Raw genomic sequence first — 16065 nt, 5'->3', positions numbered from 1 at the left:
CTAACAGGAACGGGTTACCAAGAGCTTATGCGAGACAGGCTCCTGCTGGTGGTCGCTGCGGCGATGCTGGACAGCGATCGACGAATCCTCGTCCAGCAGCGCCCGCCGGGAAAGCCGATGGCGGGACTGTGGGAGTTCCCGGGCGGCAAGGTGGAGCCCGGCGAGCTCCCCGAGGCTGCGCTGGTGCGTGAGCTGGAGGAGGAGCTGGGGATCGTGCTGGATGCAGACGCGCTGGCGCCTGCGACCTTCGCCAGCGAGACGCTGGGGGATCGGCACCTGCTGTTATTGCTCTACACGCTGCATAGTTGGCGTGGCGATCCCGAGCCGCGCCACGCGAGCGCGCTCAAATGGGCGAGCACGGCGGAACTCCGCGAACTCGCGATGCCGCCGGCCGACGAGCCGCTCATTCCGCTGATCGAGGCGCTGCTCGCTAATCCGGGCGCTTGAGCGCCTCGGCCAGCGATGCGGTCGCGCTTCCGCGGCGAGCGGGCTGGGGCTGCGAGGGATCGGGCGCCCAGCCGGTAAGATAGACGATCTCGAACCGTTCGGCGGTTCGCCCGTCCGCATCGGCGCGCGCGGCGAAGGCTTCGGCGGCGCGGGCGAGCGTCTCGCGGGGGAGCGGCGTGGCGCCCGGCAGCAGGTTGGTCGCTGCCATGCCGCGCAGGTCCCGGAACAGATTGGCGAGGCTCGCGTACCGGACGGTGAGCGTCTCGACATCGGCGACCGGAAGCGCGAATCCTGCGCGACCGAGCAGGTCTCCCGCCGAGCGGACGTCGATTTGGGGGTGGAAACGCGCCACAGGCCGTTCGGCCTCCGCCGCTCTCAAGCAGGCGCGCAGCGTCGAGAGCGTCCCGGCGCCGAGGAAAGCACCGAGAAAAAGCCCGTCGGGACGCAGCACGCGTCGCGCCAGCGCAAGCGCGCCGGGAACGTCGTTGACCTGATCGAGCACGCCCGCCGAAACGACGAGGTCGAAGCTCGAATCCGCGAAGGGCAAGCGGTCCTCGTCAGCCTGGACGCCACCGGCCCGCCGCGCGAACGCGAAGCCCGGATCAATCCGGGCAACCCGCGCGCCCGCAAGCTGGAAGCTTCCTGTGAAACTGCCGAGATCGAGCACGTCGGCAAAATCGCGCTTTACGCCGTGGAGGCGCTCCGCGATCCCGTCGAGCATGTGATCGCGCAGAAAGGCGAAGTCCGCATAGCCTACGGCGGCGCGATCACGGCGCAGGCGCCGGACGCGACGATCGAATATCTCGGAGTCGCTCACGCGCGGCTTGTGCAGCGGCGGATCGCATAGGACAAGACGGCGTGCACGCGCTCGCTCCTCTGGCCGGGCTGATCGACCTGGCACTCCCGCCGCGCTGCCCGGGCTGCGGCGAGATCACTGCTGCCGACCATCGTTTCTGCACGCGCTGCTGGAGTGGGCTGCGCTTCCTGGGCCAGCCTTGGTGTGCCCGGTGCCATCTGCCGTTCGAGTTCGATCGCGGTCCCGACGCGACCTGCGCCGAATGCATGGCGGACCCGCCGGCCCACGACGGCGTGCGCGCGGCGGTGGCCTATTCCGAGGTCGCGCGCAGCGTAGCGCTCAAGCTCAAATATTCTGGCCGGCTCGCCTGCGCCGAGACGATGGCGCGCGCGATGCAGCGGCTGATGCCGGACGATGCCGGGCTACTCGTGCCCGTGCCGCTCCACCGCTGGCGGATCTGGTCGCGTGGGTTCAACCAGGCGGCGCTGATCGCCCGCGCGCTTGCTCGAGCGACGGGCGTTCCTTGCGAAGCGGAGCTGCTGCGGCGGACGCGGGCGACGCCGGTGCTCCGGGGCTTGGGCGCAACGGAAGGGCGAAGGCCGTGGCCGGCGCCTTCGCGCTCGCGCCGGGCGCCCGGGAAAGGATCGAAGGCAAGACGCTGGTGCTGATCGACGACGTACACACCAGCGGCGCCACCGCCACGGCCTGTGCCCGCGTGCTCAAGCGTGGCGGCGCGGCGCGGGTGATCCTTCTGTGCTGGGCACGCGTTCTCGATGACGAAGCCCTTGATCCACGGCTGGATTGACAACGGGCCGGCCGCGCCACAGTTCGGGAAGCATCATGGCCAAAGTCGAAATCTACACGAAGGCGTTCTGCCCCTATTGCTACCGCGCGAAGCATCTGCTCGACGGCAAGGGCGCCGAATATGTCGAGTATGACATCACACTGGGCGGGCCCAAGCGGCAGGAGATGATCCAGCGCGCCAACGGCCGCACCACGGTGCCGCAGATATTCATCGACGACCGGCACATCGGCGGATCGGACGATCTCGCCGCACTCGACCGGCAGGGCGGACTGGATCCCCTGCTGGCAACATGAGAGCGGCACTCCTTCAGATGACGAGCGGGATCGATCCCGCCGCCAACGCGCGCGTGCTGGTCGATGGAGTCGCGCAAGCCGCGGCGGGCGGCGCGGCGATGCTGTTCACGCCCGAAATGTCTGGCCTGCTCGATCGCGATCGTGACCGGGCGGCGGGATCGCTCGCACGCGAGGAGGACGATCGCGTGCTGGCGAGCGTCCGCGAGGCGGCAGCGAAGCACGGCATCTGGGTGCATATCGGCAGCCTCGCAGTGCTGCGCGGCGCCAGTGAAACGGAGGGGGGCAAGCTCGCCAACCGCGGGTTCGTGATTGACGGCAGCGGTGCGATCCGCGGGCGCTATGACAAGATGCACCTGTTCGATGTCGACCTGCCGAGCGGCGAGAGCTGGCGCGAATCTTCGGCTTATGCCGCGGGCGAACGCGCGGTGACCGTCGAGACGCCGCTAGGCGTGCTCGGCCTGGCGATCTGCTACGACCTTCGCTTTCCCGACCTGTTCCGCACCTTGAGCGACGCGGGCGCGACGCTGCTCACCGTGCCTGCTGCCTTCACGCGTCCCACCGGCGCTGCGCACTGGCACGTGCTGCTGCGCGCCCGCGCGATCGAGGCGGCAGCCTTCGTGGTCGCAGCGGCGCAGACGGGCGTGCACGAGGACGGACGCGCCACTTACGGCCATTCGCTGGTCGTCGATCCCTGGGGCGACGTACTGCTCGACATGGGCGAGGCGCCGGGCATCGGCTTCGCGGAAATCGATCCCGCGCGGATGACGGCGGCGCGCGAGCGCGTGCCCGTATTGCGCCATCGCCGGGCGATCCCGGAAGTGGAGGCGCTGTGATCGTATTCGACCTCAAATGCGGTGCGGGCCATGTGTTCGAAGCCTGGTTCGGCTCGAGCGCGGCCTATGAGGCGCAGCGCACGGGCGGCCTCGTCGAATGCCCGCTTTGCGGCAGCCCCGATGTCACCAAGGCCGTGATGGCGCCCAACGTTGCCGCCAAGGGCAACCAGCGCAGCCCCGTGCCAGCTCCCGGCGCCCCGGCGGAAGCGCCGTCACCCGAGGCGGTGAAGGCAGCGATGGCCGCGATTGCGGCAATGCAGGCCAGGATGCTCGAAAAGTCGCAATGGGTTGGCACCGCCTTTGTGGACAAGGCGCGTGCCATGCATCTGGGCGAGGAGGAAACGGCACAGATCCACGGGCAGGCGACTCCCGAGCAGGCGCAGGAGCTGATCGAGGAAGGCGTGCAGGTCGCGCCGCTGCTCGTCCCTGTCGTCCCGCCCGAGAGTCGCAATTGATTCCGCGCGCTCGCGCCGGTACCAGCGGCGGCGTGGCCCGGTAGCTCAGCAGGATAGAGCAAGCGATTCCTAATCGAGAGGTCGGAGGTTCGAATCCTCTCCGGGCCACCATTTTCCGATAGTGCTCAGGCCACCTTGCGCCGCGTCTCCATGATCTTCTGGCGCGCCATCTCGTCGGCGACGAGCGCGGGCGAGACGCGCCGCTTCGCTGCCTGGTCGAGGATCGCCGCCACGCGCGGGCCGATCGCCTTGACGCGCGCCTCGACCTGATCGCTGGTTTCGCCGAGATATTCGGCGGAGACGTTGATGATGCCGCCGGCGTTGACGACATAATCGGGCGCATAGCCGATGCCGCGATCGCGCAGCAAATGGGCGACTTCGGGTGTGGCAAGCTGATTGTTGGCGCCCCCGCACACCAGCTTCGCCTTGAGCCTCGATACGGTCGTCTCGGTGAGCACTCCGCCTAAAGCGCAGGGGGCGAAGACATCAGCCTCGGCCGCGACGATCTCGCCGGCGTCCACCACCTTCGCGCCGTGGATCGCCGCCAGCCGGTCGCGCCGCGCCGGATCGACGTCGGCGATGACGAGCCGCGCGCCCGCTTCGGCGAGCAGGCTGCACAGCCGCGCGCCGACGTTACCCGTCCCCTGAATTGCGACGGTGAGCTCGGAAAGCTCTGCTCCCAACGTGTGGCGCGCGGCGACCTTCATAGATTCGAACACACCCAGCGCGGTCCAGGGCGAAGGATCCCCCCCGGCGCGACCCGGCCGAGCGGCGAGGCCTGCGACGTGCCGCGTTTCGCCCGCGACGACTTCCATGTCGTCCACACGCGTGCCGACATCCTCTGCGGTGACATAGCGTCCGCCCAGCGCCGCCACGGTGCGGCCGAAGGCGCGGAACAGCGCACCCCGGTCGTAGCTGCCCTCGGGCTCGCGCAGCACTGCCTTGGCGCCGCCGAAGGGCAGGTCGGCGAGTGCGTTCTTGTAGCTCATTCCCTCGGCGAGCCGGAACGCGTCCTCCTGCGCTTCCTCATGGCTGGCATAGCGCCACAACCGGCAGCCGCCGGCGCCCGGCCCGAGCGCGGTGGAGTGGATCGCAATCAGCCCCGACAGCCCCGACGCTGGATCGTTCAGCCGGACGAAGTGCTCCGGCGGCGTGCGATAGGCAGTCTGAACCATGAAATCCTCCTAGATGCCCGAGGAATCTACGCCGGTGCCGCGGGGATTTCTGGCCTCAATCGCTAGAGGAGAGGCGTGTTTTCGGTAGTTTTATCCCAGAATAGCGGTATCGTAGGATAATATGACCGATCTTGACCCGTTCGAGCGAAAGATTTTGCAGCTGCTGCAAGTCGACGCGAGTCTCACCACCGCCGAGATCGCCGAGCGCGTCGGGCTGTCGCCGTCGCCGTGCTGGCGCAGGATCGATCGGCTCGAGCGCGAAGGCTTCATCAAGCGCAGGGCTGCGATCGTCGACCGCCGCAAGGTGGGGCTCAACGCGCAGATCTTCGCGCAGGTGAAGCTCAATGCGCACGGCCGCGCCAACCTCGACGAGTTCAGCGCGGCGATCCGCGAGTTTCCCGAGGTGCTCGACGCCTATGTGCTGATGGGAACGATGGACTTCATGCTCCGCATCGTGGCGAAGGACATAGACGCCTATGAACGCTTCTTCTTCGAGCAGCTGAGCAAGCTGCCGGGGGTGCAGGAGATCAACTCCACGGTCGCCCTGTCCGAGATCAAATCGACGACCGAGCTGCCGATCTGACGCGTCAGCCGGCGCAGGGCCCTGGGGCCTCGATCAGTGTCGGAGCCTGGAGCAGTCCCGAGGGCTGGGGTGCGGTCTTGTCGGTGTCCTGCGGCTGGAAGCGCTCGCCGTAGCGCAGGTGGAGCAGGCGATAGTCGGGGCTGGCGCGGCCGCTGAGCGCGTTGAGCGCAGTGTTCGAGACGGCGACTTCGATGCGGTTGGCACCGGGCTTGAGCCAGCGGCCGAGGTCGAGCCGGTAGGGCGGTGCCCACAGGCTGCCGGCGCGGACGCCGTTGACGGTCACCGTGGCGGCATCGCGCAGCGGTGCGTCGAGCGCCGCCTGGTGGCGGGCGCCGCGGGGCAGGTTGCGCGGGGCTGGCGTGCCGAAATCGAGCGCTACGCAGCGATCGGGGCTGGTTCGGTCGAGCCGGAGCGTCAGGCTGTAGGTGGCGGTGCCCGAGAAATAGCGCATGCCGTCCTGCTCGGTCCACGAAGCGAAGGTGTCGACCGGGCGCTCGGGGCCGTCGGCGATGCGCAGCCGCCAGCCCTTCGCGAGCGGCCGGCCTTGCGGCTCGGCAACTGCCGGAGCAGGGGCGGCGAGGGAGGGCCCGGCGAGGATCAGTAGCCGCGATTCATAAGGTTCGAGTGCGAGCGCGATGTCGCCGCTCCCCGCTGGCCAGCGCCGGCCGGTGACCGGATCCCACCAGCTCCCGTTGCCGCGATCGCCGGCAAAGCGCGCGGAGGTGCGCACCGGACGGTTGCCTGTGTTGGCGACGAAATAGAGGTCGCCGTCGGGCAGCCGGCGGTGGACGAAACCGATCGCCGGCTCGGGGGCGGCGAGCTGCATCTCGGGCGCTGCTGCTGCGGCGAGCGCGGCTCCCAGTCCCGCTTCGGCGGTGACGGTCACGCCCGCAACGGAAGCCATTTGGCGCGAGAGCCCGGCAACCGTGTCGCGTGCCTCGTCGTCGAGCTTTCCCCCTGCGCTGCGCGGCAGGGCGTCGATCGCGATCACGCGGCCGCCGCCTTCGACCCAGCGCCGGATCGCGGCATAGGCTTGGGCGTCGATCCGCTCCATTGCCGGGAGAACCAGTACGCGATGCTTGATCTTGCCCGCGCGGATCGCGCCGGCATCGATGAAATCAAAGCTGTATCCGCCGTCCAGGACGTGCGCGAGCAGCGAGTCGGGGATGCGCTGCTGCATCGCTTCGTTCACTGAGGCCTTGTCGGGGCGCATCGCCGCGAAGGCATCCTCGATCGGCAGATAGATCGCCACCGAATTGGCGGCCTCGCCCTGGCGGAGCATGTGACTGACGCGCTGGAGGTAGCGGGCGACATCGGGCATCACGCCGAACCAGGGATTGTGATCGTTGAGCGCGGCCGCGGCGTAGAAGGCCCAGCCCGGCTCCGCAACGCCGGACGGCGTATAGGGCCAGCCATGGCCCACGAGCTGCGTGACGCCCTGGAGGAAGTGGCGATCCGCCTCCATCTTCATGTCGAGCGGCGTCGCGGCCCAGGAGGGCGAGTGGAGCCAGGTCCAGACCTCTGACGAGACGACCGGCTTGCCATAGAGGTGCGCGCCCGAGGTTGCCCAGCGCGTAGAGGTGAAGCTGCGCCAGTCCTGGCCCTCGCCCTCGGGCAGCGCGACCAGCGCGTTGCTCGAAAGCGTGGGCGGCGGAAAGCCATAGACCTGCGCGCGGAAGCGGGTGCCGCGTGCCTTCGCCCAGTCGTCGATCGTCTTCAGATAGCGCTCGTCGACCAGCTCGGAGAGGGTGCGCGCCCAGTCGAACCGGACGGCCGCGCTTTCGGGCCTGTCGAGGAACAGCGCTGGAAGGTGATCGAGCAGGTCGTAACCGCGGCGGCGGCGGAACTCGGCGGGGAGATCGCCGGTCCAGCTCGAGCCATAGGCTTCGAGGCTATCGGAGAAGATCGCATAGGGCTGCGGCCCGCCGGCAAAGGCCTGAAGCAGCCGGTCGCCGACATGAGTCATGTGATTGGCGACCGCGGCCGGGTCGATATGGTCGAGCACATAGCCCTCGGCGCCGACCGCAGCGCGCTTGACCTGCTGGCCGGTGCGGCCGGTGATGAAGACCATCGCCTCGCGCGGGGTGCTCGCGGGTGCGATGGCGACGCGTGGGCCGGCGGTCGGCAGGCGCTCGCCTGCGCCCAGCATCACGGCGAGGAGCGCTTCCCCGGGTCCAGTCGCGGGCAGGACCAGCTCCGTCGCGCCGGCGGGGACCGGGATGCGCGTCATGCGGATGTTCGCGGCCGCCTGCGTGATCGGGATATGCGGGCCTCCGAACGGCCACCCGCTGCCTGCGGTGACGTCGATGCGCATCCCCTCGGCCTGCGCGGTGCGCGCGGCGTGGCGGAGCGCGGCGATGAAATCGTCCGACAGATAGGGGAGGTTGCGCAGCCCCGTGGGCGCGCCATCGGGCGAGAGTGGGTAGACCGGCTGGACCTCGAACCCGCCGAACCCCGCTGCCTTCATCGCGCGGATCTCGCGGTCGAGCTCGTCGGGCACGACCGCCGGGCCGAACCACCACCAGCGCATCATCGGCCTGGCTTCGGCAGGAGGATCGACGAAGCCGCGCCACAGCGCGTCGGCAGGCTCGGCGACCTGGGCGACCGCCGGTGCGGCGGCCGTCGCCAGCAGCAGGGCGATCGCCGCTGTCCTCAGCATCGGCTGGCGGTGTCCAGCGGGGAAGCCGGAGGAGCACAGGGGTGCGTGGGATAGGCTTCGCCGTCGAGCTCGGTCGCTTCGCGGATGATCTCCACGCTATCACCGGTGTCGCGCATCTCGTAGAGCTTGCCGAGCGCGAATTTGAAGGGGCGGTGGAGCACCATCATCAGCTTGCCCTCGAACGTCCGGAACAGCATGCCGTGGCCGCTGTCGCGCTCGACGAGCGGGCCCAGCTGCTCCCAGGGGCCGGTGATCTCGCCCGACTTCGAGCGGGCGAGCGCCTGGACATAGCCGGCCTTGCCATAGCTCGACCAGAGCATCAGCAGCGTGCCGTCCTTGGTGCGGAACAGCTCGGGGCCATCGGTGACATAGACCACATCGCCGTCGGGCTGCTTCTGGCCGACCGCCCAGTCCGCGTCGTTGGCGCGGAAGAGCAGGCGGGGCTCGCCGATCGGCACGAGATCGTCCGAGAGCGGCACGGCCTCGATCGTACCGACCGTGGTCTGAAGCCATTCGTGCGCATAGACGAACCAGGGCTTGCCCTTGGGATCGACGTACAGCGTGCCGTCGAGTGTCATTTGCTCGCGCGACACGACAGGTTCGCCGCCGCGCACGAGGCGATAGGGGCCGTCGGGGCGATCCGCTACCGCAAGGATCGTGCTGCGGCGATAGGGGCGGCGATTGCCCTGAGCGGGCAGTGTCGCTTCGGCGTTGTGGAAGGTCGCGAAGAGATAGTATTTCCCCTTCCACTGATGGACCTCGGGCGCCCAGGCGCCGTCCTGCATCCAGGTGCCCTCGGGCAGCGCGAACACGACCTTCGGACGCGTCCAGTTCTTCAGATCGCGGCTCGAATAGGCCATGATGCCGAGCCGCTTATCGCCGCTCATCGGCGCCTCGTTGCGCGTGAACAGGAAATAGGTGCGGCTCGCCTCGTCGGCGACGATCCACGGATCGTGGAGCTGCATCGAAGTCGTCGGCAGCGGCGCCGGCGTAGGCGCCTCCTGCGCGCCCGCAGGCGCGGCCAACGCGAGCAGGCCCGCGGCGAGGAACTTCGCGGTGGTGCTGATCATCATCCAATCCTGTCCGTATATCGAGATGGTATCGTGTCATGTGGGAGTAGTGAATGGCAAGCCCCAGCCTACGCACCGGCTTCTCCACAAATGGCGATCTTCGCGGCATGGATTCCGCTCGTGAAGGCGGCTATGGGCTGCCGCCAGCACCGTGATCCACGCACTCGCCAATCCCACGCGCTTCCTGAAGCTGGCGCGCCCGCTGACGCCGGTCCTGTTCTGGGCCGGGGTGGCGCTTGCGCTGTTCGGCGCTTGGGCGGGGCTGACCCAGACGCCGCCGGACTATCTTCAGAAGGAGAGCGTGCGCATCCTCTATATCCATGTTCCCGCCGCGATGCTGGGGATGGGCGGCTGGGCCGCGCTGGCGGCGGCGAGCCTGGGATATCTGATCTGGCGGCATCCGCTGGCGAGCATGGCGGCCCGCGCCATCGCTCCGGCCGGCGCGATGTTCGCCGCGCTGTGTCTGATCACCGGATCGATCTGGGGGCGTCCGACCTGGGGCACCTGGTGGGAGTGGGACGGGCGGCTGACGAGCATGCTGCTGCTATTCTTCGTCTACATCGCCTATATCGCGCTCGCCCGCGCAGACGCCGAGCGCGGCGGCGACGGGCGGGTGCCTGCGCTCTTCGGCGTAGCCGGCACCGTGCTGCTGCCGATCGTGCGCTATTCGGTGGTGTGGTGGAACACGCTCCACCAGGGGCAGAGCATCGGGCTCACCAGCTCGTCGATCGATTCCTCAATGCTCTGGCCCTTGTTCTTCACCGCGCCCGGCCTCGGGCTGATCTTCGGCGGCGTGGTGCTGATGCGCATGCGGGCAATGCTCGCGCAGCAGAAGCTGGAAGCGCGGTTGAAGCGGATGGCCGCCCAGTGAACCACTGGCCCTTCATCATCGCTGCCTATGCCGCAGTGCTGCTCGGCGTCGGCGGGCTGGCGCTCGCGAGCTGGCTGGGGATGCGCCGTGCCGAGAGTGCGGCAGGCTCGCTGAAGCGCCGCCCGTGAAGCCCAAGCACCAGCGCCTCGTTCTCGGGCTGCTCGCGCTCGCCGCGATCGGCGGTGCCAGCGCGCTCGCGCTCTCGGCGCTCGGCGACCAGGCGGCCTTCTTCTACACCCCCGGCGACGTCGCCGGGAAAGCACCCCCGCTGGACAAGGCGGTGCGGCTGGGCGGCATGGTCGAGAAAGGTTCGATCGCGCGCCAGCCCGACGGCGTCTCGATCGGCTTCGTCGTCACCGACGGCAAGGCACGCGTGCCGGTCACTTTCCGCGGCGTAACCCCGGACCTTTTCAAGGAAGATTCGGGCGTGGTGGCGGAGGGGCGCTTCAATCCCGACGGAAGCTTCACCGCGGACAATCTGCTGGCCAAGCATGACGAGCGCTACATGCCGCCGCAGGTTGCCGGGAACATGCACAAGAGCGAAAGCCTCGACCAATGATCGCCGAGGCAGGGCTTGCCGCGCTGTGGCTGGCGGGAGCGTTCGCGCTCGTCCAGCTGCTGCTTGCCTGGGGCGCGACGAAGGCGGCGCGCGTCGGAAGGGGCCTCGACGAGCTGATGAGGGCGTTGCGCCGGGTCGCGCTGGTGCAGGGGTTGCTCGCGCTCGGCGCGTTCGGGCTGTTGATCGCGCTGTTCGTGCGGTCCGACATGTCGGTGCTGCTGGTCGCACAGAACAGCCATTCGCTGAAGCCGCTGATTTACAAGGTGTCGGGCGCGTGGGGGAACCACGAGGGGTCGATGCTGCTGTGGGTGATGGTGCTTGCCATCGCCGGCGCAGGCGTCGCGATGTTCGAGCGGCGGCTGGCGGCGGGCACGCTGGCGGCGACGCTGGGCGCGCAGGCGGCGATCGGGCTGGGTTTCTACGCCTTCCTGGCCTTTGCCTCCAACCCGTTCGTCCGGCTCAACCCGCCGGCGCTCGATGGGCAGGGGCTCAATCCGCTGCTCCAGGATCCCGGCCTCGCCTTCCACCCGCCGACGCTCTACCTCGGCTATGTCGGCCTCTCGGTCGCGTTCAGCTTCGCGGTGGGCGCGCTCATCATGCGCGACGTCGGGCCGGCCTTTGCCAAGGCGATGCGGCCCTGGGTGCTCGTCGCCTGGATATTCCTGACGATCGGGATCACCGCGGGGTCTTACTGGGCCTATTATGAGCTCGGCTGGGGCGGCTGGTGGTTCTGGGACCCGGTGGAGAATGCGTCGCTGATGCCGTGGCTCGCCGCAACCGCGCTGCTCCATTCGGTGACGGTGCTCGCGACGCGCGACGGGCTGCGAGCCTGGACACTGATGCTCGCGCTGGTCGCGTTCGCTATGTCGATGATCGGCACCTTCCTGGTGCGCTCGGGCATCCTCGTCAGCGTCCATGCCTTTGCCGTCGATCCGACGCGCGGCACCTTCATTCTCGCGCTGCTCGGGCTCTACATCGGCGGCGCGCTGGCGCTGTTCGGCGCGCGCGTCGCGACGGTGAAGCAGGGCTCGACCTTCGAGCTGGTGAGCCGTGAGGGCGCGCTGGTGCTCAACAACCTGCTGCTCTCGGTGATCCTGGGCGTGGTGTTCATCGGCACGCTCTATCCACTCGTTGCGCAAGCGGCGGGGGTGCAGCTTTCGATCGGCGCGCCGTTCTTCAACAAGGCGATCACCCCCGTCGCGCTGGCGCTGGTGGCGGCCGCCGCAGCGGGGCCGCTGCTCAAATGGCGGCGCGACAACTGGAATGCGCTGCTCGGGCGGCTGCTGGTGCCCACCGGAGTCGCAGGCGCCAGCTTCGCACTGGTCTTCGCGCTCTCAGGCGGAAACCACCCGCTGCCGGTGCTTGCGATCGGCTTCGCGGCCGGACTGGGTGCCGCGAGCATCGCGCCGCTGTGGAAACGCAACCTGCGCCGTACCCCGCTGCACCTTTGGGGCATGGTGATCGCGCATCTCGGCGTGGCGGTGAGCCTGGCCGGCATGGCTTCGGACAGCGCGTTCAAGGTCGAGCGGCTGGCCGCGATCCAAGTGGGGCAGAACGTCACGGTCGGGCCGTTCCGCGTGACGCTGAACGAAGTGCGTCCCGCCGTCGGCCCCAACTGGTCGGCGCTCGAGGCGCGGCTTGGTATCGAGCGCGGTTCGGGCAAGGCGTTCGAGCTCCGCCCGCAGCAGCGCTTCTTCAGCACCCCGCCGACCACGACCAACGAGGCGGCGATCCGCACGATGCTCGATGGCCAGCTTTATGTGGTGCTGGGGCAGGGTGACGATGCCGGACGCTGGCAGCTGCGGCTGTGGTGGAAGCCCTTCGTTACGCTGATATGGTTGGGCGGGGGGCTGATCGCGCTCGGTGGCGCGCTTGCGCTGCTCGGGCGGGTGCGACGGCGGCGCAAGGATGCCGAGACGGAGCCTTACGCATGAGGCGGGTGCTGATCTGGGCGCCGCTGGCGCTGTTCGCGATTGTTTTTGCGCTGGTCGCGAGCGGGCTGATCAGCCCGGGCGATCGCACGGTGAAGTCGGCGATGGTCGGCAAGCCGGTGCCAGCGCTCGACCTGCCGCCGTTGCTCGCGAACAAGCCGGGAGTTGGGACCGGCGATCTTCGCGGCAAGCCGCGGCTGCTCAACATATTCGCAAGCTGGTGCATCCCCTGCATCGCCGAGGCGCCGCAGCTGCTGAAGCTCAAGGCGGCGGGTGCAGAGATCGACGCGATCGCGATCCGCGATACGCCCGAAGCGGTGCAGACCTTCCTCGCGCGCCACGGCGATCCTTATGCGCGGATCGGCGACGACAAGGCGAGCGCCGCGCAGCTGGCGCTTGGCTCATCGGGCGTGCCCGAAACCTTTGTGATCGATGCGCGCGGCCGCATCGCCTATCAGCACATCGGCGATATCCGCGAGGAACATGTGCCGATGCTGCTGCGCGAGCTGGAGAAGGCGAAGTGATTCGGCGCGCGCTAAGCCGTCACCCCCGCGAAAGCGGGGGCCCATCTCCTGCTCGATCAGCAAGACAGTTCGGCAAAGCTCGTGGGAGCGGCGGGAGCTGGGCCCCCGCTTTCGCAGGGGTGACGTTGGTCATTGCAGCGAGCGGAGCCTTCGCCCAGTCGAAGCTGCCGCCTGCGGACCTCGCCTATACCCAGCTCCCCGACCCGGCGCAGGAGGCGCGCGCCAAGGCGCTGATGGACACGCTGCGCTGCCTGGTCTGCCAGGGCCAGTCGATCGCGGACAGCGACGCCGAGATGGCCGGCGACATGCGCGCGCTGGTGCGCCAGCGGATTCGGGCGGGGGAATCGCCCGCCCAAGTCCGCAAATGGCTGATCGAACGCTATGGCGACTATGTGACCTATGATCCGCCGCTTAGCTGGATCACCGCGCCGCTGTGGATTGCGCCGGTACTGCTGCTGATCATCGGCGTGATCGTCGCGAGGCGGGCGTTCGCGAGGCGCGGCAAGTGATGGGCTGGCTGGTCTTCGCCGGAATCGTGCTCGCCGCGGCGCTGCTGCTCTGGCGGAGCGGCTTTCCCAGGCGATTGTGGACCATTCCCGCGACTGCGCTGATGCTCGGCGCCGCGGGCTATGCGTGGCAGGGGAGCCCGGGGCTGGCGGGCCAGCCGGTTGCGGCGGCGAGGAAGGCAGGCGAGATCGACCCGAGCCTGGTCGCACTGCGCGATGCGATGTTCGGGCGGTTCAATCTCGAGTTCGCCTATTTCACTGCCGCCGACGCGATGACTCGCGCCGGTTCGCCGCGCCAGGCCGCGAACGTGATGATCGGCGCAGTGCGCAAGGCGCCCCGGAGCGCGGCGCTATGGACCGGGCTGGGCCTTGCGCTCGCCGAGAACGATGGCATGCAGGTGTCGCCCGCGGCCAAGTTCGCCTTCGATCGCGCGCTCCAGCTCGGCCCCGAACATCCGGGCCCCCGTTTCTTCTACGGACTCGCGCTGATCCGTGAGGAGAAGTTCGCCGAGGCGCGGCCCTATTGGGCGAAGGCGGTGGAGCTCGCGCCTGCGAACGCCAGCTACCGCGACGAACTTCTCGTGCGGCTGTTCCTGCTTGATCGGTTGCTCGAAGCGAAGGCGGCGCAGGAGCGGGCGCCGGCGCCCGCGCGACCTTAGGCCCTCTCCCGCTTGCAAGCGGGAGAGGGCTAAACGGGTCCTTCAGCCGCCCCAGGCTTCGAACGGCAGGTCGAGCGCTTCGGCGACGGCCTGGTGACGGATCTTGCCGCCGGAGACGTTGAGGCCGTTGGCGAGGTGCTTGTCGGCCTTCATCGCCGCTTCGGCGCCCAGGCCAGCGAGCTTGAGCACGAAAGGCAGCGTCGCGTTGTTGAGCGCGAAGGCCGATGTGCGCGCAACTGCGCCGGGCATGTTGGCGACACAATAGTGGATCACGCCATCGACTTCGTAGACGGGGTTGTCGTGGGTGGTCGCGTGGCTGGTCTCGAAGCAGCCGCCCTGGTCGATCGCGATGTCGACGAGCACCGATCCGCGCATCATCGTCTTGAGCATGTCCTTCGTCACCAGCTTCGGCGCGGCGGCACCGGGGACGAGGACGGCGCCGATCACTAGCTGCGAGCGGGTGACCGCCTCGGCGATCGCGGCCTTGCTGGCGTAGGCGGTCTTGATCTGGCTGCCGAAATGCATGTCGAGCTCGGCCAGCCGCTCGTTGTTGATGTCGTATATCGTCACGTCGGCGCGCTGGCCGACCGCCATCTGCGCCGCGTTGATGCCGGCGACGCCGCCGCCGAGGATCGCGACCTTGCACGGCGCGACGCCGGGGACGCCGCCGAGCAGCTCGCCGCGGCCGCCCTGCTCCTTCTCGAGATAGTGCGCGCCGACCTGGATCGACATGCGGCCGGCGACTTCGGACATCGGCTTGAGCAGGGGGAGAGCGCCCGAGTTGGCCGTCACCGTCTCATAGGCGATGCAGGTCGCACCGGACTTGATGAGCCCCTCGGCCTGGGGCTTGTCGGCGGCGAGGTGGAGATAGGTGAAGAGCGTGTGGCGCGGCTCGAGCAACGCGATTTCCTGCGGCTGCGGCTCCTTGACCTTCACGATCATGTCCGATCCGGCGAACACCGCCGCTGCGTCCGGCGCGATCGTGGCGCCGACCCTGGTATAGGCTTCGTCGGCGAAATCGATTCCCATGCCGGCCTGCGTCTCGACCAGCACCTCGTGACCGGCGGCGACCAGCTCAGCCACCGAAGCGGGCGTAAGTCCGACGCGATATTCATGATTCTTGATTTCCTTGGGCACCCCGACGCGCATGGCATCTCTCCAGAAAAGCGAATGTGGTCGAGATAGTATCGCAAGCGACCGACGCGAATCTCTGCAAAGTTGATGCGCTGGGGATGGCGCTGGCGCATCAATTCGCGGTATCGTGGCGTAAATCACAGGATTTATGCGCGATGGACAGGATTGACGGTGCGATTCTCCGGCTGCTCGCTGCAGATGCGCGCGCACCGGTGAGCCAGGTGGCGGCGCAGGTGGGGCTCTCCCAATCGGCCTGCACGCGGCGCATACAGGCGCTGGAGGCATCGGGGCACATCACCGGCTATGGCGCACGGCTGGGACACCGGCGGCTGGGATTCCGAATTACGGCGCTGGTCGACATCACGCTGGGGACCCAGGTGGAGGAGGACCTTGCCCGGTTCGAGCGGGCCGTATTGGAGATAGACGGCGTGGTTGAATGCGCGCTCGTCTCGGGCGGGCAGGACTATCGGCTCAAGATCCTGTGCCGCGACCTCGACGATTACGAACGGCTGCACCGCGAGCATCTGGGGCGGCTCCCCGGAGTCGTCACGATCAACAGCAGCTTCGTGCTCCGCTCCGTGCCGACTCGGAGCGAGGCGGACGCGCTGTTCGGGGCTCGGTGACTCGAATCCCGGAACTCGCAGGCGCTTGCTGCGTCTCCCGTAACCACCGGAACTCAGGAGCTTCCCGTGTCGAAGTTGCTCGCCCATGCTGCACGTGCTAACGGCCCGCCCACTTTGACGCAGACGAGAACACAGGTCGTAT

General features: G+C 68.5%; 17 protein-coding genes, 1 tRNA gene and 2 pseudogenes. 15 read left to right on the top strand and 5 right to left on the bottom strand.

All coding sequences use genetic code 11. The annotated features are described in order from the left end of the window. The first annotated feature begins 27 nt into the window (after window positions 1-27). Window positions 28-447, top strand: a complete 420-nt coding sequence (locus ACMGDH_RS10410) for a (deoxy)nucleoside triphosphate pyrophosphohydrolase (RefSeq protein WP_436827864.1) — start codon at window positions 28-30, stop codon at window positions 445-447. Here the strand turns inward: ACMGDH_RS10410 and ACMGDH_RS10405 are convergent. After that, window positions 431-1264: a class I SAM-dependent methyltransferase gene (locus ACMGDH_RS10405; RefSeq protein ID WP_436827863.1), complete on the bottom strand. Its 834-nt coding sequence runs from the start codon at window positions 1262-1264 to the stop codon at window positions 431-433. The two genes, ACMGDH_RS10410 and ACMGDH_RS10405, sit on opposite strands and share 17 nt — an antisense overlap. A 41-nt stretch (window positions 1265-1305) precedes the next feature. Here ACMGDH_RS10405 and ACMGDH_RS10400 point away from each other — a divergent pair. From ACMGDH_RS10400 to ACMGDH_RS10380, 5 genes and pseudogenes are all read left to right on the top strand, one after another. Further along, window positions 1306-2048 (top strand): annotated as a pseudogene (locus tag ACMGDH_RS10400) (double zinc ribbon domain-containing protein). A gap of 35 nt (window positions 2049-2083) precedes the next feature. Then, a complete protein-coding gene (grxC, locus tag ACMGDH_RS10395) occupies window positions 2084-2341 on the top strand; it encodes a glutaredoxin 3 (RefSeq protein WP_436827862.1) in 258 nt (85 codons plus the stop codon). Continuing rightward, complete coding sequence (locus ACMGDH_RS10390; protein WP_436827861.1) at window positions 2338-3174, top strand: carbon-nitrogen hydrolase family protein; 837 nt, start codon at window positions 2338-2340, stop codon at window positions 3172-3174. Before grxC ends, ACMGDH_RS10390 begins: the two co-directional genes overlap by 4 nt. Then, window positions 3171-3629 (top strand): DUF1178 family protein, encoded by a 459-nt coding sequence (locus ACMGDH_RS10385; RefSeq protein WP_436827860.1) that lies wholly within the window; start codon window positions 3171-3173, stop codon window positions 3627-3629. Before ACMGDH_RS10390 ends, ACMGDH_RS10385 begins: the two co-directional genes overlap by 4 nt. Before the next feature lie 34 nt (window positions 3630-3663). Beyond that, window positions 3664-3740, top strand: a tRNA-Arg gene (locus ACMGDH_RS10380). A 14-nt stretch (window positions 3741-3754) separates the two neighbouring features. Here ACMGDH_RS10380 and ACMGDH_RS10375 read toward each other — a convergent pair. Continuing rightward, window positions 3755-4804, bottom strand: coding sequence for a Glu/Leu/Phe/Val family dehydrogenase (locus ACMGDH_RS10375; RefSeq protein ID WP_436827859.1), 1050 nt, complete (start codon window positions 4802-4804; stop codon window positions 3755-3757). A 121-nt stretch (window positions 4805-4925) separates the two neighbouring features. Between ACMGDH_RS10375 and ACMGDH_RS10370 the strand changes: the two genes are divergently transcribed. Continuing rightward, complete coding sequence (locus tag ACMGDH_RS10370) at window positions 4926-5387, top strand: Lrp/AsnC family transcriptional regulator (RefSeq protein ID WP_436827858.1); 462 nt, start codon at window positions 4926-4928, stop codon at window positions 5385-5387. Window positions 5388-5391: 4 nt separating this feature from the next. Here the strand turns inward: ACMGDH_RS10370 and ACMGDH_RS10365 are convergent, their stop codons facing one another. After that, on the bottom strand, window positions 5392-8046 hold the full coding sequence (locus tag ACMGDH_RS10365; protein WP_436827857.1) for a glycosyl hydrolase: 2655 nt from the start codon (window positions 8044-8046) through the stop codon (window positions 5392-5394). Further along, complete coding sequence (locus ACMGDH_RS10360; RefSeq protein ID WP_436827856.1) at window positions 8040-9116, bottom strand: glycoside hydrolase family 43 protein; 1077 nt, start codon at window positions 9114-9116, stop codon at window positions 8040-8042. Before ACMGDH_RS10360 ends, ACMGDH_RS10365 begins: the two co-directional genes overlap by 7 nt. A 142-nt stretch (window positions 9117-9258) precedes the next feature. Between ACMGDH_RS10360 and ccmC the strand changes: the two are divergent. From ccmC to ACMGDH_RS10325, 7 genes and pseudogenes are all read left to right on the top strand, one after another. Continuing rightward, window positions 9259-9987: pseudogene (gene ccmC / locus ACMGDH_RS10355) on the top strand (heme ABC transporter permease CcmC); the annotation flags it as partial. Then, entirely contained in the window at window positions 9984-10115 is a 132-nt protein-coding gene (ccmD, locus tag ACMGDH_RS10350; protein WP_436827855.1) for a heme exporter protein CcmD, read from the top strand. The pseudogene ccmC and the gene ccmD, both read left to right, overlap by 4 nt. Continuing rightward, a complete protein-coding gene (gene ccmE, locus ACMGDH_RS10345; protein ID WP_436827854.1) occupies window positions 10112-10546 on the top strand; it encodes a cytochrome c maturation protein CcmE in 435 nt (144 codons plus the stop codon). Before ccmD ends, ccmE begins: the two co-directional genes overlap by 4 nt. Next, window positions 10543-12480 carry a heme lyase CcmF/NrfE family subunit gene (locus ACMGDH_RS10340; protein WP_436827853.1) on the top strand — a complete coding sequence of 646 codons (1938 nt, stop codon included), beginning with the start codon at window positions 10543-10545 and terminating at the stop codon, window positions 12478-12480. The genes ccmE and ACMGDH_RS10340 overlap by 4 nt, the downstream gene beginning before the upstream one ends. Further along, window positions 12477-13001 (top strand): DsbE family thiol:disulfide interchange protein, encoded by a 525-nt coding sequence (locus ACMGDH_RS10335; RefSeq protein WP_436827852.1) that lies wholly within the window; start codon window positions 12477-12479, stop codon window positions 12999-13001. Before ACMGDH_RS10340 ends, ACMGDH_RS10335 begins: the two co-directional genes overlap by 4 nt. A gap of 125 nt (window positions 13002-13126) precedes the next feature. After that, the gene (locus ACMGDH_RS10330) at window positions 13127-13510 is read left to right on the top strand and encodes a cytochrome c-type biogenesis protein (RefSeq protein ID WP_436827851.1); all 384 of its coding nucleotides are present in this window, start codon (window positions 13127-13129) and stop codon (window positions 13508-13510) included. Beyond that, on the top strand, window positions 13510-14166 hold the full coding sequence (locus ACMGDH_RS10325; RefSeq protein WP_436827850.1) for a tetratricopeptide repeat protein: 657 nt from the start codon (window positions 13510-13512) through the stop codon (window positions 14164-14166). The genes ACMGDH_RS10330 and ACMGDH_RS10325 overlap by 1 nt, the downstream gene beginning before the upstream one ends. A gap of 42 nt (window positions 14167-14208) precedes the next feature. On the opposite strand, the gene ald is transcribed toward ACMGDH_RS10325, so the two are convergent. After that, window positions 14209-15315: an alanine dehydrogenase gene (gene ald, locus ACMGDH_RS10320; protein ID WP_436827849.1), complete on the bottom strand. Its 1107-nt coding sequence runs from the start codon at window positions 15313-15315 to the stop codon at window positions 14209-14211. A gap of 140 nt (window positions 15316-15455) precedes the next feature. Here ald and ACMGDH_RS10315 point away from each other — a divergent pair, with 140 nt between their 5' ends. Next, window positions 15456-15923, top strand: coding sequence for an Lrp/AsnC family transcriptional regulator (locus ACMGDH_RS10315; protein ID WP_436827848.1), 468 nt, complete (start codon window positions 15456-15458; stop codon window positions 15921-15923). Window positions 15924-16065: the final 142 nt, after the last annotated feature.

This window comes from Sphingomonas radicis, assembly GCF_051400635.1.
GTDB lineage: Bacteria > Pseudomonadota > Alphaproteobacteria > Sphingomonadales > Sphingomonadaceae > Sphingomonas.
The sequence above is the reverse complement of the archived record's forward strand: the minus strand, read 5'-3'. Positions and strand labels throughout refer to the sequence as shown.